The sequence below is a fragment of the Geobacillus sp. FJAT-46040 genome (genome assembly GCF_002335725.1).
GTDB classification, from domain to species: Bacteria; Bacillota; Bacilli; order Bacillales; family Anoxybacillaceae; genus Geobacillus; species Geobacillus thermoleovorans.
The window spans coordinates 595,725-616,065 of sequence record NZ_NISS01000001.1 but is presented as its reverse complement, the minus strand read 5'-3'; the positions used below and the strand labels follow the sequence as shown (position 1 = coordinate 616,065).

Below are 20,341 nucleotides of genomic sequence, written 5' to 3'. Positions count from 1 at the left end.
GTGTGGCGGTGATCCAACCTTGACGAACCCATTGATCGAACGGCATTTTATCAGTCTTGACCCGCTCATCGAGCTTTTCTTCCGGTATGAACGAGTGGGACAAGACGACAAATTTGCCGTCATTCAAAGGGATTTCGATAGAAACGCTCGTTAAGTCGGTCGTGGCCGACAAGTCAACGCCTACATACGCATCCAATCCACTGATGTCCGGCAGGTTTTCCACGCCGCAGGCCGCCCAGCGTTCGGCCGAGATGTAGGCTTGCTCCCGCTTGTTGATCCAGACATTCATGTTTTTCGTTAAAAAATCATCCATTTTGTCCGGTTTTTCAAGCGCTTCTTTGAGTTTGGCACGAATATTTTCAATCCCTTCCGGATAGGAAGCCGCAATCGGGTTCGCTTTCAGCCATGCTTTTTCATCCTTAATGTCGTCAATCAAATTTCCGTCCTCGTCTTTATCCAGTTCGTTGACCATCGCGAAATATTGGTCGTTCTCAACGGGGCTGTTCGGATCTAATAGCTTTGAAACATACTGATATTCACTTCGATAGCACGGATTGTTCAAGTTTGCGCCGGCCGTCGTAATGATCATCAGCAATGGCTGCGCCCTGGCGATCATGCCGGAGTCGATAATGTTGTAAATCTCGTCTGTCTCATGGGCGTGATACTCGTCAATAATGCCGCATTGAGGGTTCAAACCGTCGCCGGTCTTCCGGTCCTCTTTGGACAGTGGCCGAATAATAGACCGACTTTTCAGGTGATGGATCGCCCCGTATTTCACTTCATATTTCCCTTTCAATTCCGGGCAGCCGGCCAGCATCGCCTCTGTTTCTTTCCATACAATTCTCGCCTGCTCCGTTTTCGTCGCGCCAATGTACACCTCTGACATATTTTCTCCGAACGCCATCGCCTCATAGGAGGCTACACAAGCCAAGCTTTGCGACTTGGCGTTTTTCCTTCCTACCTGCCAATATGCCTTTTTAAAACGCCGATAGTCCGTGTCCTTATGCACCCAGCCATAGATATTGCCGAACACAAACACTTGGATTTCGTGAGGTCGAATATGCTGCCCTTTCAAGACTCCTTTTGTATGTTTAAAAAGCGTCATCCACTTGAGGAAGCGCATCGCTTTCGTTTCACTAAAAATGTAAGGGAAATCTTCTGTTCCCTCGCGTTCAATATCTCTTAAGAACCGCATGCACGCCCATTTATGTTTCTGACAGGCAATCACACGACCATCAATGACGTCATGTGAGTAATCAATAAGCCATTGCTTCAGACTCATACTTCGCCAAACTCCTGTTCAAACGGAGTCGGCTGCTTTGGTTCTTCCTTTGGTAAAGCAAGTTTTGCCCGAGAGCTTGGCGTCAATCCAAATTCAACGGCCAGCGATTTCATTTGCTCGTGCAACTGCTTTTTCTTCGTGAGGAGAGGGTGAGGCACCTTGTTCGTTTCAGCCGCCTTGTTCGTATACTCCACCATCAGCCCCTCTTCCTCAATAATCTGCGAGCACTTAACGTAGTTAGCATAGGCGTCACAGTACAAGGCAAGAGCATTTACATCGACGTTCGTGACCAGCCCGATCTCTTTCAGCTCCTTCACGATCCGCTTGAACTCCTTCTTGGCCACATCGTCGAGCCAGCCTGGAGGTCTCACCTTGTCATCATTAGGCCGGAGCTTCGCCTCGGCCTCCTTTCGGGCGTCGATTTCCTTTTTCGTCAAATGCTTTGTCCCCTGAATTAAAATCAAGTCAACCGGCTTCGCACGTCGGCCCATGTTCAACACCACCTTTCGCTTGGAATTTCCCTAAAAACTGTTAACCCCCTTTTACGCCAAAAAGGGAACTTTGTGCACGCTGAGGGGGGCGCGCGGTATCCACGAGCCTGTGGATAACTTTTTACCCCGCCCCCTATCCGTATTTTCTCTTGTCTTCAGCTGTTTTTCTGTTGTGACAGGCGTGACACAACGATTGCAAGTTATCGAGCGATAGTCGTTTACTCCAATCTACACGCACTGGCACAATATGGTCTACGACATCGGCCGGCGTGATGTGCTTCTTGGTGAGACAGTGCTGGCAAAGATAGTGATCGCGGACCAACGCCGCACGTCGAACACGCTGCCATTCTTTGCCGTGGTAAAACTCACGCGATTTCTGATCGCGAATATGTTCATCATAATACCGATGTCGTTCTGCTTTACTTTGTTGTTCTTTATGCTTATGCTGCTCACAGTATCGTCCTTGCGTTAAGTGCGGACAACCTGGAACGGAGCAAGGCTTTTTCGGTCTGCTCGGCATAAAATCACTCCAAATAAAAAAACACCCGATATTCGGATACTCTATTTACCGTATCCATTCATTGCTGCTTAATTCCTCCTGTTCAGCATAACCCCCATCAATACTCCTGCTAACGAGCATAACCAACCTACTACTACACCTATAAGAAAATCACTCATTTGCGTTCATCCTTCTTCACGCACCGAGGAAACAGGCATGACACGATCTGTTTCCCTTGCCATTTTGACCATAAGCATCCTTTGCATGGATGTTTCTCATATTCCTCTTTCGCTCTTTCTTCTTCCTCATCGTATCGTTCCATGCCTGTCACCTCGCTTTCTGATTTAACACATATTTTCGTTAGAACACATATTTGGAGCAATAATAAAACGCCACCCCATTTGGAGTGACGTTGTTCGGCCTGCGACGAGACAGGAAACGTAGAAATACGTTGTTTTCCGGGCACAACGTTAAACCTTTGCAAGCCACAAACTATAAGTAAATGGCAATTGTAGTTATCGCACCGCCCGCTACCCCGATAGCAAAGGGACTTATCGTCCGGTGGGTAACGGGCGGAGTGGAGAGGAAACAGCTAGAGTTCAGTTTTACCCCGCCTGCCACCGCAGGAAAGATGGTGACAAGCAGGAGAAGGAGGAATCGGCTATGGACATCTTCAATATCATTATACAATGGAAAAACACGTCAAAAGTATCATGATAGTATCATTTTCTAACGCTTACCGAAACTTGATTATTGTGGTCACATCATACGTTTCGTTGTCAATTTCGTCCTCCCGATCAAAGTAGATACATTCAGGCTTCCCACTTCTTGTCATCCAGCTAGGCATCTCATAGCACCCCTCGCTGTTGATCGCCTCTTTTAACACTTCCTCGAACACAATGTTTTCAGTCTTGGCATGATCGGCAACAAAATCATACAATCGTTTAATGTTGAACACCTTTGCATTATCGTATATGAATGGCGTTTCCGGGTTTTGTAATGCCAGCCGCAAATATTTATCCACTACCGGGTTGTCGCTCAAATACATGTTCATCTCCTCCTCGGTTTTTAGTTTTCCGGCCACCCTAACCATTCCATCATGCGTCACCAACCATGTCCCGGCACTTTTTCTTGCTTCGTTGGCCCGGAATTTTCCGCGATAAATCCACTGCCGCACTGTTACCTCTGCCAGTCCCCATTTCTCTGCCGCCTCCTGCGCTGTATAAACCGTAAACAGCGCCGACGGTTTGCCGTCAAGCAGTTCCACCTCAACTGCATATTCGTCGCCAACTGGATAGCAATAAATTTCCACTTCCGCTATCTTATCACCCGATTCGTCCGTGATCTCAACCGTCCGTTTGTGCAAGCCGTTAATCTGCTCGTCAGACAAAACATCATATTCATATGCGCCCGGAATGCAAGAGAATACATCTTCCAAAATGTCCGCAAATACTTCAGCGTTTTTTATCGGTTCGCTTACCTGTTTTGTAAACAGCATATTTGACACCCTTTCAAAAAGTTTTTTGAGGAAGCATTGTATCGTATCCGTTACACTTATAATATACCACACCTTTGTAACGTATTCAATACATTAAACAATTTTTTTTAGATTTTTTTTGCAACAAAAAAAGACGCCCTTTTTTAGGCGTCCGTCTCTCCTAACATCTCGGCGATTGCATACACAATCTCGGCGCGCCACCGCAAACATGTAATCCGTGAAACATGCAGCTGCTCGGCGATCCCGTCCCACGTGTACCGCTGCGGCCGTGTCCAATATTTCAACCGAACGAGCTTCTTCTTTTCCTCCGGCAACGCTTCATACACCGTTTTGATCGCATCCGTCACCCGTTCAAGTGTATCGAGCCGCCGGTGCGTCAGCAGTTCAATCGTCCTGCGTTCCGTCGGGCTGGACGGGAGATTACTTCTCCCGCCGCCAATGTTTTCATCCGTTGTGATCTTGACGCCGTACAAAATGTCGTTCCGCAGTCGCTGTATCTCTCGGATGTACTCATGATAGTAGTACAGGTTGTGTTCGACGTAGCGTACTACATTTTTGTGCAATTTTGTCCGCACCGATTAACCCCCTTTTTAAACCGCCACCGGTGCTTTAATCGCCGGATGCGGATCGTAGCCGACGATTTCAAAGTCGTCGTATTCATAGTCAAAGATAGACGGCGGCTTCCGTTTGATCACGAGCTTCGGCAGCGGGCGCGGCTCGCGCGTCAGCTGCAGTTTCGCTTGTTCCAGATGATTTTTGTACAAATGGACGTCGCCGCCGGTGAAAATGAGTTCGCCGACATCGAGGTCGCACTGCTGGGCGATCATATGCGTCAACAACGCGTAGCTCGCGATGTTAAACGGCAGCCCTAAAAACGTATCAACGGAGCGCTGCTGCCACATGCACGACAACCGACCGTTCGCGACATAAAACTGAAAGGCATAATGGCACGGCGGCAGCTTCATCTCGTCCAATTCCGCTACATTCCAGGCGTTCACGAGCAGTCGACGCGAGTTCGGATTTCTCTTGATCTCCTCGACGACCCAGGCGATTTGGTCGACCGTTTTCCCGTCCGCCCCTTTCCATGATCGCCATTGCGCGCCGTAAATACGCCCGAGATCGCCGTTTTCGTCCGCCCACTCGTCCCAAATCGTCACGCCATTCTCCTGCAAATAGCGGACGTTCGTATCGCCTTTTAAAAACCAAAGCAGTTCATAAATGATGGAGCGGATATGCAATTTTTTCGTTGTCACGAGCGGAAATCCATCTTGTAAGTTGAAGCGGAGCTGGCGGCCGAACACCGACAGCGTGCCGACGCCCGTGCGATCCTCTTTTTCAACGCCGTTTTCCAAAATATCCTCCAATAACTGCAAATATTGCCGCATATTAAATGCCCCCTTTGGCCACATTCACCATGTGTTCATATTTCTTTTTCATGATCTGTATCTGTTCTTGCACTGAATTGTACGCATTGCGCCACCTCAACGCCTCTGCCTCATATTGCGCTTCCTTCTTTCTCCACTCCGCCGCGGCCATCTCCGCCTTCATCTCTTTGTCCTTGACCGTCCCCTCCGGGTCAAGACTATACACAGTTGCAATTGTTTCTCGTCGCATCGCTTCTGCATGCCGCCAGTCGTTTTGCGCTTCCGCCCAAAGTCTCCCGATCAATTCCAATATGTCACCGTATATCTCCATTTTCTTGATGAGTTGAGCCGGTAAATCGTCGTTCAGTTGACTTGCTTGGGCATATAGCTGATTGAGTCTGTCTGTCTTGCTCAGCTTCTTCTTCTCGCTCATTCCCTTTCCTCCATCAGACGGCGCGTAATGCACCGCCCGTTTTTATTGCTACTCTTTCAGTGCGATCAGCTTCTCAAGATACCACCGCGCTTTTTTCAAGTCCTCCACGCCGTTTTTGTGCTGATAACGGCTAATGTATTTTATGATGTTCCCGGTCAGGTAGCCTTCTAATTGTTCTGGCGTCAGCTTGGCTGCGATGTAGTCGTATGTCTCAATGCCGCCCACTGTGTAGTGATTCGGATGGTTGACGTTGTCTAGGTCGTATAGTTGCATTATTTATCCTCCTCTTTTCACTTTTTCATCAACTCCAAAAACTTATCTAAAGGCAACACCACTAGCCACGGTTTCCGATCTGCCTTTAATGCCAGCGCGTCCGGCTTCTCCCTCTCGTCTTCGAGCCACTTATAAAGCGTCTGGAAGCCGTTTTTCCGCGCCTTTACCTCCCACCGAATACCTAACCCTTCAACATCGTTCTCGAAGCCTTCTTGGGCGCCGGAAAGGGGAATTCTGCGCCCTTCAATCAACTTCGCAAACTCCCTTTCCCGACGTTGGCCTTTGTTTCGTGATTTCCGTCCGCTCATAGTTTCCCGTCCCTCACGTCATCCAGCACGCTTTTCAGTACCTTTTGCGCGATGACGCATTTTTCCCGGTCTACTTCATTTCTAACCGTCTCGATCATCCGGCTGTACATGATGATGCGCCGGGTGAGGTACTCGATCAGGCGTTCCTTCATGGTTCCACCTCACACATACTTTTCTAAGATTTTCTGTATTTCCGCATCGACAGCATCCAATCGCTCGCAATATGTTTTGAGTAGTCGCTCGTTTGCTCGTCTTTTTTTATCGTGATGTGTATACCGCAACGCCGTCTTTCTGTGTTTTATCGCTTGTTCAAGGCCCTTCCTCTCATATTCGAAAATTTCAAGTTGCAAGGCATCGTACGCAACGTCTAGATACTCATTCAATGTAGCTGATCTATCACGCGCTCTTTTTAGCAGTTCGGCCCAAAGTAAAATCCATCTCGCGAGACGCCTGACGACTCGTTCTTCTGTCATATTCAGTACCCCCTTTCTTGCCGGGCGATGTTTTCCGCGTGTTTCTGCATGTATGCTTCTTCTACTTGCTCCCATGTGAAGCCGAGCATTTCGCCAAGTCCGATGAAAGAACTCCAAATGTCGACATATACCGTGATATCTTCAAGTAAAAGTGATGCATATTCAAACAAGACTATAAACTGTTGAACAGTGGATTTTGATTTATACGGTTCAATCTGTTCCCATTCTATCGTCCCAATATTTTCGCTCAATCCAATGCTCAAAAGGAAATGCAAGCAGTCCACGTATTCTTTCAAGGCTTTTTCACGATTGTTTTTCTTATTGCTCCAAAACTTGAACACTTCCGGCAGTTCATTCGCCAACTCCCCAAGTTCCACCATCAGCGCAAGGATTTTCTTTGCCAGCCTGTCCTCACCTTCTTGCCGCGGGTGTTCCTGCTCAATGTACTCATCGAGCTGGCGTTGCATTTTAAAGAGTTTTTGAAGATTCATTGTTTAGTCCTCCAATCGCACAATATTGAAAACATCAATCTTTGAACGTGATATACACGACATCCGGCGCATCTTCTTCTTCGATTTCACTTGTCACCACAATGCTTCTTGGACTGTCTTCCGCATACTGTCCACTAACGAATTTCCTGCAATAGCAACTGCCACATAACCTTGCTTCTTGTCTGCATCTTCTTACACCCGTATACCATTTCGAACCGCCGATTTTAGGCGGAATACAATCTCGCAATTTATTATCTGAATTTAATTTCATTGCCCACGAAACCAATTCAGCCCAGCAAGTATCTTTTCGTTTATCTAAAAGAAACGCGACTTTCAATCGTAGTTTTCCTTTGAGGTTTTTGAACATCTTCTCACCCCTTCCTCACATCAATTGTGTTGATATGCTCAACAATCCGCTGATACAACGTGTCGCCGATCCCCGTTTATCTGTTTTAAACAGTTCGTCTTGAGCTGGAAAAATATCAACAGGCGCTTTGCAGTTATGGCATTCAACTTCTGTCGTCCCCTCCGCCACATAATGGCGAGAATGCAAGCCGCAGTTCGGGCAGACGTAAAATGCTTTGTAGTGCGGTACTCCTTGTTTAAATTTGATGCCCGTGACCCAGAAGGATGGAACACCTTTTTCTTCCGCTTCCTTCTTTTTCTCCTCATACCAATTCCGAAGCTGTTCCGGCAACAAATCAACCAATGACACTTCTGTTTGCCCATTATCTTTGAATGCGACTGTCGTTTCTTCCGATTTCTTTTTAATTTTCGGTTCAATCAAAATCGACTTTCCTCCGATCACTTGGAACATTTTTGAAACAAGTTGTTCCAAAATCTCGTTTGTCACGTCGTCGATTTTAATTTGAGCGCTCCGATCACCAAGTTTCACTTTAATTTGCAGTTTCATCATTTTTCCCTCCGATCCACGAGCGTTTAATTTCTTCCAACACCAAAATCTTTTTCAACTCGCTGTATTCCAATTCATGTATGCCTCTACCCTCGTACTCATCAATGCCGATCTCAAGCAGTCGGCGGATGAGGAATTCTTTTTGCAGCGCTATTCGATATTCGCTGGATGTGCACGCTCTATATAATTTCACCTGCTTTCCCCCTCCTAGTGGCATTTATGGCAATAGGTTTTTCCGCCGACAACTTCATCCCCCTTTTTGTATAGTAGTATGTGTCTACTGCGCATTTTTCAATTTCCATTCGCGCGCCCATTCGAGTATCATCGCGAACGTCTCGTCCTGTCGCGCCGGATCTTCGGTCATGAAGCGCTCTAACGTCTCGTGTATGCGCGCCTGCTTCGACTCGTATCGTTCAAGGTTGCACCTTATGTCCTCATCTAGTTTGTTCGGTTCAAGACCATATTTGCTGGATGGGTCGCTCCATGACCGCCGCCCATAAATGTATCGACTCATGTTGACCCCCTATTTCTTCTTGAATTGCCGTGCCGCAGAGCAAGTTGCCCAGTGAGGGATATGCCCTTTGACAACTTCGCCTTTTGTAGTCACTACAGTTATGACCTCGACATCCACCGGCATGGCTTTGCCGGCCGGTGTCTTGATCCACTCGATTTCTTTTCCACAACCTTTGCATTTCGCCAATCCGCTCACCCCCTTTACGCTTGGCAAGCCCGTCAGAAAGGAACATGGATTTTATGTCCGCATTTCACACACGTGCCAATTTCGAACCAATTGTCATCATAGCGATAGCGATATTCGTGTCGGCACTCAAAAGGGAAGATCCTCATCGTTAAACTCGATTGGCTCACCGTTGAAAAACGGGTCATCATCTTGCGGCGGCTTCGAGAAGGCCTCTCTCGCGCCCGTAGAAGCGTTTTTTTGTTGACCCGCACCTTTACCCTTCCCCTGTTGTCTATCGCCGCTCTGTGCGCCTTCTTGGCGGTTTAGAAATTGTACGCTGTCCGCCACCACTTCTGTCACATACACGCGCCGGCCTTCCTGGTTTTCATAGCTGCGGGTTTGGATGCGCCCGTCCACGGCGATTAGGCTTCCCCTTTTCGTGTAGTTTCCTAGATTTTCCGCCGTTTTCCGCCATGCCACACATTTAATGAAGTCAACTTCTCGTTCGTTTTGTTGGTTCACAAATGGACGTTGTACGGCCAGCGTGAAGGAAGCGACTGCATTTCCGTTGGCTGTATACTTCAAATCCACGTCTGCGGTTAAACGTCCCACGATTGTTACTCGGTTAATCATGTTCAGGTCTCCTCTCTATTTTTCTTCAAAAATCACAAAGTCCACTTTTGCCGGCCTGCTCTCCGTTGTCTCTACAATCACCAATTTCTCCCCGTCCGCCGTTCTCTCGATACGGACGATCACGTACCATTTGCGCACGGCGTTCCTCCTCTTCTAAAAACTTTTCAAATGCTTCTTTCGTTGTGTTGGGTATCAGCCCGGCTTGGAACAAGTCGTATTCATCCGCCCAGTACCACAGGCCGTACCGCGCTTCTCTTTCTCGTCGCAGCCAATCCGCAAAATCCCGATCCTGGTGCGCAAGTTGGTGATGGATTTTGCACAGCGGCGCGAGGTTTCGCCACTTCCCGCGTCCGCCTTGCGAGCGGAACCGGACGTGATGCGCTTCTATGTTGTATGTACTGCCGCACACAAGGCAGGCACTTCCGAACTCCTCCACCATCCGCGTGTACTCTCGCTTGCTCACGCTCCCGCGCGCCTTCCGGTTCGGGATAACGCGGCCTTTATACGTCTGAACCTTCCCCTTCCGCTTCTTTGGCTTCTTCTCCCGCACCCGCGGCTTAGGCTTGTCCTTCCTTTGCTTGGTCGGCTTTGGCGCAGGATGGAATTCGTGTGATAGGTTCAAGCTTTCACCTCCCTTTCGTAAATGCCGGCCAGCGCCGGAAATTCGGCGTGTTCCCTTTTCAATTCTCGAAACGATCGGAAACGAACCCCCACGGCCATCGGAAAGTCCATCGGGTACTGATGGCAGTTTTTCGGCCATTGCTGAAAAACACAACAGAAAAAGTGCGTAGCTTCTTCTTCGTTTCTCGCAAAGACGAAAGCAAAACGTCCGTTTTCAATCTTCATTGCGTATACATGGATTTCATCAATTTTTAACGGGTTTTCCTCAAACAGCTTACCGATCGCTCGGTTGTCCTCTTCTGTCGCCTGGGCAAGCACTTCGTCTAATTTGTCCGCCGGGTCGTCATATCGTAATTTTCCGGCAGACAAGAAATGACGAATCGCATAAACAAGAACCTTCACCTCGTCCTTCATTGCATCCTTGAGCAAATCACGTATGGTAGACATCGTCTATCGCCCCTGTGTGCTTGTTGTACCGAACACGTACCGTTCCTGTCGCGCCGTTGCGGTTTTTCGCGACGATCAGTTCCATCGTGTCATCGTCGGAATCCCTCTTGTAATAGCTGTCGCGGTACAAGAAGATGATGACGTCCGCGTCTTGTTCCACACTTCCCGATTCCCGAATGTCCGACATGACCGGACGTTTGTCCTGCCGTTGTTCTACTGATCGGTTCAGTTGCGCCAAGGTGATGACCGGGCAAGAAAATTCTTTCGCCATCGCCTTCAAATCGCTGGATATTTCTGTCACTTGCTGGTGGGCGCTCCCGTTATGAAAGTGCGCCGGCCGAATCAGTGTTAAGTAGTCAATGAAGATGACAGGTTTTTTATCCGGGTACTTGTGCATGAGCTTCCGAACCTTCGCGCGCATTTCAGCTACTGATTGCCGCGCGCCGTCGAATATCTGTATGTTTGTCTTCGTCAATCGCCCGATCACTTCCATCCATTTCTTTTTCTGATCGTCCGACAACATCCGGTATGGGTCGCGCATTTTGTTCCGGTTGTACCCTCCGGTTGAAGCTATAAAGCGGTCGCGCAACTGAAATTTAGGCATTTCTAACGAAAAGATAATTGGCAAATATCCATGCCATCCGGCTTGTTTTGCTAAATGGTCCATAACATCCGTTTTCCCCATCGACGGTCTAGCCGCGATGACTGTTACCTCTCCGTCCTGCCATCCGTTCGTCATTTCGTCTAGCTTCTTGATGCCGGTGGGGACGCCGTGGCGGGGCGGTGTGTCTATCCACGGCGCCTCGCAAACCTCGGCCGCCAGGTCAACAATGGATGAGTGATCGTCTATTCGGGCTTGGTTGAGCTTGTCCAATTCTTTCGTAATGCGGTCAATTGGCCAATTTTCCTGTGCCGCCTTCGTCAAGATGCGTTTTTTCTCCCGGTCTTTCCACGCATCTAAGACAAGTTGCTCATATTGCTCGAATTTGTTTTCGTCGGCGTAGTCGGCCAACTCATTTAGGTACGAGACGCCACCGAATTCCGCGACATCCGCCACGGTCGCTAAGGTCACGATGTCCACCGCTTGGTTTTGAGCAACCAATCGCTTCATGGTTTCAAATAGCCGGCGGTGCCGCTCATCCTCTAGCTGTTCAGCGTTTAAAATCGTGTCTCTTAGGAGATACTGATGCTCAAGAAATGTTCCTAATAATGCCTTTTCCGCTGCGATCGTCATGGCCAATCCTCCCCGGCGTTGGGGTCGTAAACATATTCATCGTAGTAAGGCGGTCTTTCTTCCTTGCGGCAAAGGTCGGCGATCGTCGGCGGAAATGGCTTCTGCTTCACATGTTTTTTTGCGTTGCTAAGGACGGTTTCAAACGATTCGTCAGCAAGCAAGTCGTGCCATATATCCACCTTTTCAGACGAAACCTCAAATTGCGGGTACGCATAGACAAGGATCTTGAAGATGGTTTTTACCTCGTCCCGTGTCATCATAACTCCTCCCAGTTCACTTCATCCGCCGATTTCTTGACTCTTCCCACCCGTTTTGTCTTCCGATCATGAAGCTCGTTATATTCACGGACGGCCTCCAAGGTGAACAAACCCATATATTCCAAGTTTTTAAGGATGGAAGAGATATATTTTGCTGGATTCCGAGGCATCCGTTCCCTAGCCCGCTTAATCACTTCGCATAGAATGGCTTCCGGCTCTTGGAACTGTCCGCTTGAAATGATTTGGCTAAACTCATGCTGTAAGATGGATGGTGGTAAGTGACCAAAAGCCTGCTCATACTCTTTGAACGGGTTTGGCTTATCATCATCTATCTTTGTAGTAATCTCTGTAGTAATCTCTGTTAATGTTTTTTCGATTTCGATATGATCGTTTTTTCGATTTCGCAAAAACGAAATTGCCATTTCGATAAAACGCTCTTTATTCAGGCGATAATGGACGGTAGGATTTCCATTCGCTTTCTTTACTTTTGTTTCTAAGATGCCCAAGTCTTCTAACTTCTTCCTTGCCTTCCGTATCGCGTATTTAGAAATTCTTAATTCTTGTGACCATTCGTCGTCGGTTTTGTAAAAGAACCCGTCTTTCCTTGTTGACTTGTCTGTCCAATAAATCACCTGCGACAGAAATAAAGCTGATTCCAAGTCGCCGAGCATATCAACATAAGCAGTGTTAATTACAATGACGTTATTTTGTCCTGAAAAGCTAGCTATCACATCATATACTTGCTGTTTAAAATCCAATGTCTTGCTCCTCCTTGATGCAAATTGCTTTCCCTTTCTCAATGCGCACCGGTTTGAAACCGGGATGGGACGCCCGGACATATCCCATCACGTAGCCGATGTATTCTTGCTTTGTCCGGGCAAGCCATGTGTAGCAGTATGGGATGGTGACTTCATACTCCAGCCCCGGTTTGTGCACTTTTTCGACTTGTTTTTTCTTAGCCACGCCACCACTCCCACACGTACTGAAGGAACATGATCGTGATGAGCACGCCCCATAAAATCAACATCGCGACGATGTCTTCTTTCACCGATCTCAACGCTTCACGCCGTTTTTGATGTGAGATAATCTTCATTTTTGTTGCCCCTTCCCTGTCAGAATCGAAATCGCCCGGCTGGCCTCGTCAATCGTCCAGTCCTCCATATCGTGCGTGACGCCCATCTGTTCTTTCAGCCGTTCATAGAGTGCTTGTTTCGGATACTTGTCCGACGCTTTTTTGTTGAGCAAGCTGTCGATATAGTTGAGCTGTTTCTCGCTCGCCTTTTGTGACACGCCCGCTTCGGCCGCGTTGGCGTCGTCATCGTCTTCTGCAGCGATACCAAGCGCCGCGCATAGTGAGTATCGTCTTGCGTACGTCACAGCGCTTCCAGCCCCTTGTGCCGTGACTTTGCCCATCGGGAGCTTGAGGGGCTCGCTCTCGATGTATTCTCCGCTTGTGTGCAGGAGTAACGTCGTCACACAAATGTAATCCCCTTCTGTTGTCGTAGACTGGAAGAATGATAGGCCGTGTTTGGCAAGATACGGCTTGATCGTGGTGACGATTTCCTCTAGCGGGCTGTACTTGCTCTGAAAATGCGGATTGACCGCCGTCTTTTTTGGCGCCGGGCACTCCGATTGGAAATAGCATAGCGCCGATGCGATGTTGGCAATGCTTTCTGAACGTTTCATCGGATCTGTACTCCTTTCGTCTGCTTGAGTGCCGCGCCAGGCACGTGCTCGCCGTTTTTGAGCCGTTCAAGGATGGCCCTTTTGTCCACCTTGGCCGGCTGTGGGATGAGGAAATCGGCCGGGATCAGCGTTTCGTCAATCACATCAACAGAAGGTGGATTTTTTCGGATGGAAACGGTGATCGTCGGCCTTTTCACCTTCTCAATGCCGGCGATTTCCAGTTGTTCCTGCAGGTACGATTTCAACCGTTCCACTTTGTTTTCGATGACTTGTCGGCGCTCTGCCAATCGCTTTTCTTCGTCGCGGATAACTTTGACGTCCGCCTCAAGATTGCGGATGAGCTTGGCGATGTTTTCTGCTTTGTCCTCGATCGCCTCCTGTAGTGCTTCTAATGTATCTACAATCGCATCGGTATCCATTTCCTCGGCCATTTCCAACAGCTTGGCGTAATTTTCAGTCAGTTCATAGAGTTTCATGTTCCCTTCCCCTTTCGAGCGTGGTATACTGGAATAAACCAAGTTTGTTGTTTTGCCCTGCGGTCCAGCGGGGCATTGTCATTTCCATACGGTTTTCCTCTCGCCAGCTTCCAAACAGAAAGCCATCGCGCAGTATCGGTCATAGTGAATCATCAGCCCGTCCGGGAACTCGACGATGGTTTCTCCCTCGACGATCTCCCCGTAGCATCCGGCGCACTCGCCGATGACGCGCGGCTCCTCAAACTTGACGTTGACGGTCATGCCGTTTTCGACCACCCGAAAGCACCCCCTTTCTCCGCATGTAGGCCATTTTCCCTTTGACCGAGCAGTAAGGTCTCCCCAGCAACTCAGCCAACTTCATCGGCCCAATGTGTGCATATTCTCGCAGGAAATTCTCTTCTTCTTCCGTCCACTTCCGCTGGATGAATTCTTTCCCGTCTCGTTCCGATATGACCGGAGCTGTCGGGATTTGTGTCGGCTCTAACCTTTCAGCCAGGCTCCTCATCATCTTGTATACCTTGCACGATTGGCAAGCCGGATGGACTTCCTCGCGTCGATAGGGACACCCGACACACCGATCGAGACATTTCCCGATCTCAACGATGATGGCGCGCTTCTCAATTTTTGTCACGGTCTCACCCCCTTTCTAACGCCATACAGTCGGCGCAGGAGGACAGGACAACTTGGCCGATAAACGGAAACTCCTGCACCCACCGACAGGCGCTAGGCCTGCCAACAAGTTCCGGTTGTATTCACTTGTCCATCCGTGCTACAATAGAGACGTCAATACCATTCCGCTGCATTTCCTCGACAAGTCGGACGAGCTTGTCATGCTCTTTCTTCCTCTCGACAAGCTTGTCCAAGTCGTGTTTGCAACGGAGGAACTCCTTCACCCAGCGTTCCGCTTCCGCGAGGTCATTTGAATACATCGCCGTGCGGGCGCGGAAGGTGGCGTAGTCGCAACAATCCAACAGTGTAGCTGCTAGTTTCATATCACCTGGCAGGACGTTGAGGGCGTCCTGCCGGGGTTGGTAGTTTGGTTGTTTCATTTCACAACTACCTCCATTTCAGCTTGGATGATCTCTTTCACTCGGCGTTGCCATTTCAGCTGATACACCATTTTCCCATTCTCAAGTTGGATCGGTTCAGAACTGCTGTATTTTTTGCCTTCGGCTGTTGGCACCCACTCCCCGCCAACTCTCCACTGCAAACCAGCCCGTTGCAACAGCTTGTTGACCTCTTTCCCGGAGATAGCCGGTTCAAACATCTTGCCGATCTGCGTTGGTGTGACCAGCTGCATTTCAAACTCATCCGTCAAGCGCTTCTCGATTTTGTTTTCCAGTTGCTCAATGCGGCTGTTTTGACGCGCATTGTCTTCTTCCAAAGCTTTGAGCTTTCGTTCCGTCTCCACCATTTGTTGCGCGTACATCAGAAGCATTTCTGCCGTCGTTTTCGGTTGGAAGGCTTGTTGCTTTTGTCGTTGCAACTCTTCTTTCATGCGATTGAACGCATTAATATAGCCGACTTTCACGAGCATTGCGCGTTGCGTTGTATATCCCATCGTGACAAGCATGAAAGCATCGAAATTGAGTAGATATTTGGTCTGCGTTCTATTTCGTACATCGATGTATTCAATGCGCTCAAATTTGAGCGTATCGAAGTTGATCCTTAATCTTTTCGCTTCTTCGTCATTTTTCAGTTCCCCGATCTTGCTGATTACTTCCTCAATATCCCGCTTCACATTTTTGTGCTCCTTACCGAACGTATCAGCAATCGTTAAGCTGTCCGTCAAAACTTCGTCGTTTTGGACGAAAACTAGATCGTTCATTTCGCTTCCCCTCTCTTTTGCAGGATTTCCCTCCTTCTTGTCGAAATGAGGCTATGGAAGGAGGTGAACAATTTGATAGCTTTAGGATTTAGAAATATCGAATTAACAGAAAACAAGAGAAAGTATTTTCAACTTCTTGCCGATTTTAATTTAGATGACAGTTTTTTATCGCTCATACACCAAGCGATGGATTTAATTATCGAGAAACTCGATACATACGACCGTAGACATCGCAAACTCGTCGTTTTTGTAACCAGAGCTAACTCGATCACTATTCAATATCCCGATAACAATCAGTATGGTTCTCAATTCAACGCCGCTGTTCTGTTGTATAAAAACATGGAAGATTTGAATGACAAGTATAAATTAATTTGCATTGTTGAAGAGTTTGTTCATCATTTTTATTCAGTCAGCGATGAAGTCGAAACAAGTCAAATTGTGTGTTCGTTAATACCTGGCGTCACTTGCGATTCGTCTGGTGTTTATTACCTAGATGCTTAAATCTATCACTTTGTCGTCCGATATAATAATCTTGGATTTTTGCTGCTACGGATTGGTTCGCTATCTCTTTGCCATCGAGTTGCAAGGAAACGACAACTTCCTTCTCGGTGGCTTCTTTTTCAAGACGAGAAACACGCGCTTCTAATTCGGCAATCCGTTGCTCGATATTCATTTCATTTTCCCTCCCCTGCTTGTCCACTTTTCTTCTGAAAAGAATGCCCTCACAGGGCAGCCGGATCGTATTCGCGATCAATGCGCTCGTGCAATTCGCGCTTGAATCGCATGAGTTCGTCGTGCATACTCCGGTCGCGGTTTTTCATCACTTCCGCGACGGTTTTTGCGTAGAACGCGATCGCCTCCTCAAGCTTGGCGAAGTCATACGCGCTTGGCAGCTTTTTCATGATCGTTCACCTCCTTCTTTTCAGTCACTTCTTCCCATGTCAGTTCACCGCGTTCGATTTTAGCGATGATGCGCGGGACGGATGTACGGAGAAAAAATGTGTAGATGCGCTTCATCGTTTCACGGGATGGTCGGTTCATACATCAGTCCACCTTTCACAATCAGTGTCTTATCACGACACTTTTTCAGGAAAAAAAACTGAAATATCAACATTGTACAGTTTGGCTAATCGGTACAATTCATCGGCATACCAACGGCTTTTCCCGTTTTCACGTCTTTTATATTGAGTCAAAGACATGTTTAGGTAATCAGCAACCTCCTTTTGAGTCAACCCGCTGTTCACCCTTAATGCCTTTGGCGATAAGTGAAGTTTCATTGTATCACCTCCACATTTTTCTTGTGTCTTTATATGACACTTTCATCATATCATCCTCAAAAAACAAAGTCAACACAAAAAGACACTTTTCCTTAAAAAAATATTTTCAAAGTGTCTTATAACGTCTATAATAAATACAGGAAGGAGGTGAACCGAAATGAACGATTTTTATAAAAAAGTGGGACAAAACATTGAAAAATACAGAAAAATGAAAGGGTTGAGTGCCGAAGAGTTAGGAAATAGAGTGGGTCTTACCAAAAAGACGATTAGGCGTTACGAAACGGGAGAAATACGGATCATTAACGACAGAGTTTTGGCGATCGCTGAAGCGCTGGACGTCGATCCGGCCGACCTTTACGAAGGGACAGACGTCGTCGAATTTACAGACGAAACAGAAAAACTGCCGATTGTCGGGGCGATCAGTTGTGGAAACGGTACAGTTGCTTATGAAACGATTGAGGGATACGAAGAAGTTCCGAAAAGCTGGATAAAGGGCGGTAAATACTTTTTCTTGCGCGCGAAAGGCGACAGCATGATTAACGCCCATATCACAGACGGCTCCCTTCTTCTTATCCGCCGCCAGGACGATGTAGAAAATGGAGACATCGCCGCCGTATTAATCGACGACGATGCCGTATTAAAGCGAGTGTATAAATCCGGGGATACTATTATTCTACAAAGCGAAAACCCGGCGTACAAGCCTATCATCCTGCATAAAGACGATATGAAAAATGTAAGGATCATAGGCAAACTGAAAAAAGTAGTCCTAAATTTCTAGCGCTAGAAATTTAGACGGGCGGGCGACGGCTCGCCCATCTTTTTTAGGAGGGAACAGGTATGCGAACCGCATTGTATATCCGCGTGAGCACGGAAGACCAAGCGCGGGAGGGGTATTCGATCTCGGCTCAAAAAGAAAAGCTCACTGCTTATTGCGTATCACAAGGCTGGAACATTGTGAACATGTATATAGATGACGGGTACAGCGCGAAGGATTTGGAACGACCGGAAATGAAACGGATGATCCGGCATATCAAACAAGGCCTGATTGATTGCGTCCTTGTATATCGTCTCGATCGCCTAACACGTTCTGTCTCTGATTTGTATAAGCTGCTTGAATTGTTCGAGAAGCATAATTGTAAGTTCAAATCAGCAACTGAAGTGTACGATACCACAACAGCGATGGGCAGAATGTTCATAACGGTTGTGGCGGCGCTCGCTCAATGGGAGCGTGAAAACTTAGCTGAACGAGTACGGATGGGGCTTCAAGAGAAGGCACGTCAAGGGAAATGGGTGCCGAATATCGCCCCGTTCGGATATGACATTAATCGAGAAAACGACACGTTGGTCATTAATGAAAAGGAAGCCGCTGTCGTGCGGAAAATCTTTGAGCTGTATGTGTCCGGGAAAGGGATGAGTAAAATAGCAAATGAATTGAACCGTTTAGGCCTGCTCACAAAAGCGGGTGCAATTTGGCGGGATCATTCCGTCAAATACGTATTAACCAACCCTGTCTATATCGGGACAATGCGATACAATTACCGAGTGAACCAAGACAGTTATTTTGAAATTGAAAATGCTGTTCCCGCTATTATCTCTAAAGAACTGTTTGAAAAAGCCCAACAAATACTAAACAGACGGAAATTCTCCCACCCACGCGCCGCGACAAGTGGTTTTATCTTCTCGACGGTTGCAAAATGCGCCCGTTGCGGCTCTGGTTTAGCCGGAAAATGGGGAACGACAAAGCGTGGGGACAAAATATACCAAACCAAAACATACTATTGCACGAGCAGGAAATTCGGTGCGTGCGATCTTCCATATATGGCCGAGCGATTCATGGAACAACAATTGCTAGCTTATTTTGAAAACATGGATGTGGATCACGATGTTATCGATGACGTTTTAAAAGAGCTTCCGCAAGAGCAAGACGAGACAGAACGCGTCGAGCGGATACAAGCCGAGTTAAAAGCCATTGAAAAGCGGCGCACAAAATGGCAATACGCTTGGGCTAACGATATGATTAGCGACGAGGATTTTGCCTTGCGAATGAAAGAGGAAAATGAAAAAGAGGAGGCTTTGCGAAAAGAACTCGAGAATATCAAACCGTCTGAAAAAAAACCTATCGAAGAAATTAAAGAAGTGATTAAAAACCTTCGACTCAACTGGGAACACTTAGAGCCAACAGAAAAGAAACTATTGCTGCAAACATTCGTAAAAGAAATCACGTTTGACAAAATTGGCGAACGAAGGGCTGACTGCGTCAAAATCGTTGACATCCAGTTCTACACATAATTTTTTATATTTTTATGGTCTTATTATAATGACCAAATGGCCGCTCAACGCTGAACGGATGGCAATGGCCGCCGTATCATGATCGCGGATCTCGCCGACCATCAACACATCCGGGTCATGGCGCAGCGCCGCTTTTAACCCGGCGGCGTATGTGATGCCTGCTTTTTCATTGATTTGCACTTGCAACAATCGTTCGTTCTGTTTTTCGATCGGATCTTCAAGCGTGATGATGTTGCGTTGCCTTTCAGCTTGGCAAAGATCAAGAAGGGTGTAGAGGGTCGTCGTTTTTCCCGACCCCGTCGGGCCGGTCAACAGCACAAGCCCTTGCGGATGCTGCATGAAGGAAAATAATCGTGCGGTGGAGCGGAAGAATAAAGATAGTTCGCGAAGCGGCAGCGAGAAGCGCTGCGGCAGAAGCCGAATGACGAGGCTTTCATCGTAGAGCGTCGGCAATGTCGATAAACGCAAATACACCGTTTCCCCAAACTCAGCCACTTCCATGGCGCCGCTTTGCGGACGGCGTCGTTCCCCGATGTCCATGCCGGCTAAAAATTTAAAGTGGGCGATGAGACGTTCCGCCGTTTCCTTCGAAAGCACGCCAACGTCGACAAGCATGCCATCAAGCCGAAGACGAACAGCGGCATCGCGGCGGCGCGGAACGAGGTGAAGATCCGAGGCGCGGCGCTGCACCGCTTCGGCGAGAAGGCGGTTTGCCGTTTGTTCGATCTCGTTCAGCACATATTCCCTCCTTTCGACAGACTGCTTTGTATTTCGACGAGCATGAGTCGTTATCCTGCTTTTGGCGCAGCTTTTTTGTGAAATTTTTTTGAATGTCAGTCCACTCACTGCCAATAGTGACAAAAATCATTCCTCGCTTTGGACGATTTCA

General features: G+C 47.8%; 37 protein-coding genes and 1 pseudogene. 3 read left to right on the top strand and 35 right to left on the bottom strand.

Annotated features, from left to right (window positions below; all coding sequences use genetic code 11):
- The 30 genes from CD000_RS03330 to CD000_RS03195 all read right to left on the bottom strand — a co-directional run.
- Nucleotides 1–1,282 (bottom strand): terminase large subunit (locus tag CD000_RS03330; protein WP_198962478.1); only part of this gene is annotated, 1,282 nt, incomplete at its 3' end.
- A complete protein-coding gene (locus CD000_RS03325) occupies nucleotides 1,279–1,773 on the bottom strand; it encodes a phage terminase small subunit P27 family (protein ID WP_096224886.1) in 495 nt (164 codons plus the stop codon). The genes CD000_RS03325 and CD000_RS03330, both read right to left, overlap by 4 nt.
- 133 nt (nucleotides 1,774–1,906) lie before the next feature.
- Nucleotides 1,907–2,293: an HNH endonuclease gene (locus tag CD000_RS03320; protein ID WP_096224885.1), complete on the bottom strand. Its 387-nt coding sequence runs from the start codon at nucleotides 2,291–2,293 to the stop codon at nucleotides 1,907–1,909.
- Nucleotides 2,294–3,008: 715 nt separating this feature from the next.
- The gene (locus CD000_RS18990; protein WP_233130386.1) at nucleotides 3,009–3,770 is read right to left on the bottom strand and encodes a helix-turn-helix domain-containing protein; all 762 of its coding nucleotides are present in this window, start codon (nucleotides 3,768–3,770) and stop codon (nucleotides 3,009–3,011) included.
- Nucleotides 3,771–3,913: 143 nt separating this feature from the next.
- Nucleotides 3,914–4,345, bottom strand: a complete 432-nt coding sequence (locus tag CD000_RS03310; RefSeq protein ID WP_096224884.1) for a transcriptional regulator — start codon at nucleotides 4,343–4,345, stop codon at nucleotides 3,914–3,916.
- 15 nt (nucleotides 4,346–4,360) lie between these two features.
- A complete protein-coding gene (thyA, locus tag CD000_RS03305) occupies nucleotides 4,361–5,155 on the bottom strand; it encodes a thymidylate synthase (protein ID WP_096224883.1) in 795 nt (264 codons plus the stop codon).
- A 1-nt stretch (nucleotide 5,156) separates the two neighbouring features.
- On the bottom strand, nucleotides 5,157–5,567 hold the full coding sequence (locus tag CD000_RS03300) for a hypothetical protein (RefSeq protein WP_096224882.1): 411 nt from the start codon (nucleotides 5,565–5,567) through the stop codon (nucleotides 5,157–5,159).
- Nucleotides 5,568–5,615: 48 nt separating this feature from the next.
- The gene (locus tag CD000_RS03295; RefSeq protein ID WP_096224881.1) at nucleotides 5,616–5,840 is read right to left on the bottom strand and encodes a DUF3310 domain-containing protein; all 225 of its coding nucleotides are present in this window, start codon (nucleotides 5,838–5,840) and stop codon (nucleotides 5,616–5,618) included.
- Nucleotides 5,841–5,857: 17 nt separating this feature from the next.
- Entirely contained in the window at nucleotides 5,858–6,148 is a 291-nt protein-coding gene (locus CD000_RS03290) for a hypothetical protein (protein WP_096224880.1), read from the bottom strand.
- Entirely contained in the window at nucleotides 6,145–6,300 is a 156-nt protein-coding gene (locus CD000_RS18395; protein ID WP_158225535.1) for a hypothetical protein, read from the bottom strand. The genes CD000_RS03290 and CD000_RS18395 overlap by 4 nt, the downstream gene beginning before the upstream one ends.
- A gap of 9 nt (nucleotides 6,301–6,309) precedes the next feature.
- Nucleotides 6,310–6,621: a hypothetical protein gene (locus tag CD000_RS03285; RefSeq protein WP_096224879.1), complete on the bottom strand. Its 312-nt coding sequence runs from the start codon at nucleotides 6,619–6,621 to the stop codon at nucleotides 6,310–6,312.
- Nucleotides 6,622–6,623: 2 nt separating this feature from the next.
- Nucleotides 6,624–7,112 (bottom strand): dUTP diphosphatase, encoded by a 489-nt coding sequence (locus tag CD000_RS03280; protein ID WP_096224878.1) that lies wholly within the window; start codon nucleotides 7,110–7,112, stop codon nucleotides 6,624–6,626.
- Between the two features lie 34 nt (nucleotides 7,113–7,146).
- Nucleotides 7,147–7,479 carry a hypothetical protein gene (locus tag CD000_RS03275; protein WP_096224877.1) on the bottom strand — a complete coding sequence of 111 codons (333 nt, stop codon included), beginning with the start codon at nucleotides 7,477–7,479 and terminating at the stop codon, nucleotides 7,147–7,149.
- 15 nt (nucleotides 7,480–7,494) lie between these two features.
- Complete coding sequence (locus CD000_RS03270) at nucleotides 7,495–8,025, bottom strand: hypothetical protein (protein ID WP_198962477.1); 531 nt, start codon at nucleotides 8,023–8,025, stop codon at nucleotides 7,495–7,497.
- Nucleotides 8,009–8,218: a hypothetical protein gene (locus CD000_RS03265; protein WP_096224876.1), complete on the bottom strand. Its 210-nt coding sequence runs from the start codon at nucleotides 8,216–8,218 to the stop codon at nucleotides 8,009–8,011. The genes CD000_RS03270 and CD000_RS03265 overlap by 17 nt, the downstream gene beginning before the upstream one ends.
- Before the next feature lie 84 nt (nucleotides 8,219–8,302).
- Nucleotides 8,303–8,539 carry a hypothetical protein gene (locus CD000_RS03260; protein ID WP_096224875.1) on the bottom strand — a complete coding sequence of 79 codons (237 nt, stop codon included), beginning with the start codon at nucleotides 8,537–8,539 and terminating at the stop codon, nucleotides 8,303–8,305.
- A 9-nt stretch (nucleotides 8,540–8,548) separates the two neighbouring features.
- A complete protein-coding gene (locus tag CD000_RS18645) occupies nucleotides 8,549–8,734 on the bottom strand; it encodes a hypothetical protein (protein WP_233130385.1) in 186 nt (61 codons plus the stop codon).
- Nucleotides 8,735–8,851: 117 nt separating this feature from the next.
- Nucleotides 8,852–9,337: a single-stranded DNA-binding protein gene (gene ssb / locus CD000_RS03255; protein ID WP_096224874.1), complete on the bottom strand. Its 486-nt coding sequence runs from the start codon at nucleotides 9,335–9,337 to the stop codon at nucleotides 8,852–8,854.
- A gap of 25 nt (nucleotides 9,338–9,362) precedes the next feature.
- The gene (locus CD000_RS03250) at nucleotides 9,363–9,776 is read right to left on the bottom strand and encodes an HNH endonuclease (RefSeq protein ID WP_233130384.1); all 414 of its coding nucleotides are present in this window, start codon (nucleotides 9,774–9,776) and stop codon (nucleotides 9,363–9,365) included.
- Between the two features lie 179 nt (nucleotides 9,777–9,955).
- Nucleotides 9,956–10,405 (bottom strand): hypothetical protein, encoded by a 450-nt coding sequence (locus tag CD000_RS03245; protein WP_096224872.1) that lies wholly within the window; start codon nucleotides 10,403–10,405, stop codon nucleotides 9,956–9,958.
- The gene (locus CD000_RS03240) at nucleotides 10,389–11,639 is read right to left on the bottom strand and encodes a replicative DNA helicase (protein WP_096224871.1); all 1,251 of its coding nucleotides are present in this window, start codon (nucleotides 11,637–11,639) and stop codon (nucleotides 10,389–10,391) included. Before CD000_RS03240 ends, CD000_RS03245 begins: the two co-directional genes overlap by 17 nt.
- Entirely contained in the window at nucleotides 11,636–11,896 is a 261-nt protein-coding gene (locus tag CD000_RS03235) for a replicative helicase loader/inhibitor (protein ID WP_096224870.1), read from the bottom strand. The genes CD000_RS03240 and CD000_RS03235 overlap by 4 nt, the downstream gene beginning before the upstream one ends.
- Nucleotides 11,896–12,654, bottom strand: coding sequence for a DnaD domain protein (locus CD000_RS03230; protein WP_096224869.1), 759 nt, complete (start codon nucleotides 12,652–12,654; stop codon nucleotides 11,896–11,898). Before CD000_RS03230 ends, CD000_RS03235 begins: the two co-directional genes overlap by 1 nt.
- Nucleotides 12,644–12,859, bottom strand: a complete 216-nt coding sequence (locus CD000_RS03225) for a hypothetical protein (protein WP_096224868.1) — start codon at nucleotides 12,857–12,859, stop codon at nucleotides 12,644–12,646. Before CD000_RS03225 ends, CD000_RS03230 begins: the two co-directional genes overlap by 11 nt.
- Entirely contained in the window at nucleotides 12,852–12,989 is a 138-nt protein-coding gene (locus tag CD000_RS18390) for a hypothetical protein (protein ID WP_158225534.1), read from the bottom strand. Before CD000_RS18390 ends, CD000_RS03225 begins: the two co-directional genes overlap by 8 nt.
- Nucleotides 12,986–13,582, bottom strand: coding sequence for an ERF family protein (locus tag CD000_RS03220; RefSeq protein WP_096224867.1), 597 nt, complete (start codon nucleotides 13,580–13,582; stop codon nucleotides 12,986–12,988). The genes CD000_RS18390 and CD000_RS03220 overlap by 4 nt, the downstream gene beginning before the upstream one ends.
- Nucleotides 13,579–14,058 (bottom strand): siphovirus Gp157 family protein, encoded by a 480-nt coding sequence (locus CD000_RS03215; protein ID WP_096224866.1) that lies wholly within the window; start codon nucleotides 14,056–14,058, stop codon nucleotides 13,579–13,581. The genes CD000_RS03220 and CD000_RS03215 overlap by 4 nt, the downstream gene beginning before the upstream one ends.
- Nucleotides 14,059–14,136: 78 nt before the next feature.
- Nucleotides 14,137–14,334 carry a hypothetical protein gene (locus CD000_RS03210; RefSeq protein WP_233130383.1) on the bottom strand — a complete coding sequence of 66 codons (198 nt, stop codon included), beginning with the start codon at nucleotides 14,332–14,334 and terminating at the stop codon, nucleotides 14,137–14,139.
- A 476-nt stretch (nucleotides 14,335–14,810) separates the two neighbouring features.
- Nucleotides 14,811–15,107 (bottom strand): hypothetical protein, encoded by a 297-nt coding sequence (locus CD000_RS03200; RefSeq protein WP_096224864.1) that lies wholly within the window; start codon nucleotides 15,105–15,107, stop codon nucleotides 14,811–14,813.
- Complete coding sequence (locus CD000_RS03195) at nucleotides 15,104–15,886, bottom strand: Rha family transcriptional regulator (RefSeq protein WP_096224863.1); 783 nt, start codon at nucleotides 15,884–15,886, stop codon at nucleotides 15,104–15,106. The genes CD000_RS03200 and CD000_RS03195 overlap by 4 nt, the downstream gene beginning before the upstream one ends.
- Before the next feature lie 72 nt (nucleotides 15,887–15,958).
- Between CD000_RS03195 and CD000_RS03190 the strand changes: the two genes are divergently transcribed.
- Nucleotides 15,959–16,387, top strand: a complete 429-nt coding sequence (locus tag CD000_RS03190) for a hypothetical protein (RefSeq protein WP_096224862.1) — start codon at nucleotides 15,959–15,961, stop codon at nucleotides 16,385–16,387.
- Here CD000_RS03190 and CD000_RS17995 read toward each other — a convergent pair.
- Genes CD000_RS17995 through CD000_RS03180 form a run of 4 tightly spaced genes read right to left on the bottom strand, consistent with a single transcriptional unit; the run spans nucleotide 16,347 to nucleotide 17,163 of the window.
- Nucleotides 16,347–16,559: a hypothetical protein gene (locus tag CD000_RS17995; RefSeq protein ID WP_143425220.1), complete on the bottom strand. Its 213-nt coding sequence runs from the start codon at nucleotides 16,557–16,559 to the stop codon at nucleotides 16,347–16,349. The two genes, CD000_RS03190 and CD000_RS17995, sit on opposite strands and share 41 nt — an antisense overlap.
- A 49-nt stretch (nucleotides 16,560–16,608) precedes the next feature.
- Nucleotides 16,609–16,788 (bottom strand): hypothetical protein, encoded by a 180-nt coding sequence (locus tag CD000_RS03185; RefSeq protein ID WP_096224861.1) that lies wholly within the window; start codon nucleotides 16,786–16,788, stop codon nucleotides 16,609–16,611.
- Nucleotides 16,763–16,927 carry a hypothetical protein gene (locus CD000_RS18385; RefSeq protein ID WP_158225532.1) on the bottom strand — a complete coding sequence of 55 codons (165 nt, stop codon included), beginning with the start codon at nucleotides 16,925–16,927 and terminating at the stop codon, nucleotides 16,763–16,765. Before CD000_RS18385 ends, CD000_RS03185 begins: the two co-directional genes overlap by 26 nt.
- A 32-nt stretch (nucleotides 16,928–16,959) precedes the next feature.
- On the bottom strand, nucleotides 16,960–17,163 hold the full coding sequence (locus tag CD000_RS03180) for a helix-turn-helix domain-containing protein (RefSeq protein WP_016062781.1): 204 nt from the start codon (nucleotides 17,161–17,163) through the stop codon (nucleotides 16,960–16,962).
- Between the two features lie 157 nt (nucleotides 17,164–17,320).
- Between CD000_RS03180 and lexA the strand changes: the two genes are divergently transcribed.
- Both lexA and CD000_RS03170 read left to right on the top strand, forming a co-directional pair.
- The gene (lexA, locus tag CD000_RS03175) at nucleotides 17,321–17,941 is read left to right on the top strand and encodes a transcriptional repressor LexA (protein WP_016062780.1); all 621 of its coding nucleotides are present in this window, start codon (nucleotides 17,321–17,323) and stop codon (nucleotides 17,939–17,941) included.
- A 59-nt stretch (nucleotides 17,942–18,000) separates the two neighbouring features.
- Nucleotides 18,001–19,452 (top strand): recombinase family protein, encoded by a 1,452-nt coding sequence (locus tag CD000_RS03170; RefSeq protein WP_096224860.1) that lies wholly within the window; start codon nucleotides 18,001–18,003, stop codon nucleotides 19,450–19,452.
- 27 nt (nucleotides 19,453–19,479) lie between these two features.
- Here CD000_RS03170 and CD000_RS03165 read toward each other — a convergent pair.
- Nucleotides 19,480–20,190: pseudogene (locus CD000_RS03165) on the bottom strand (ATPase, T2SS/T4P/T4SS family); the annotation flags it as partial.
- Nucleotides 20,191–20,341 lie beyond the last annotated feature (151 nt).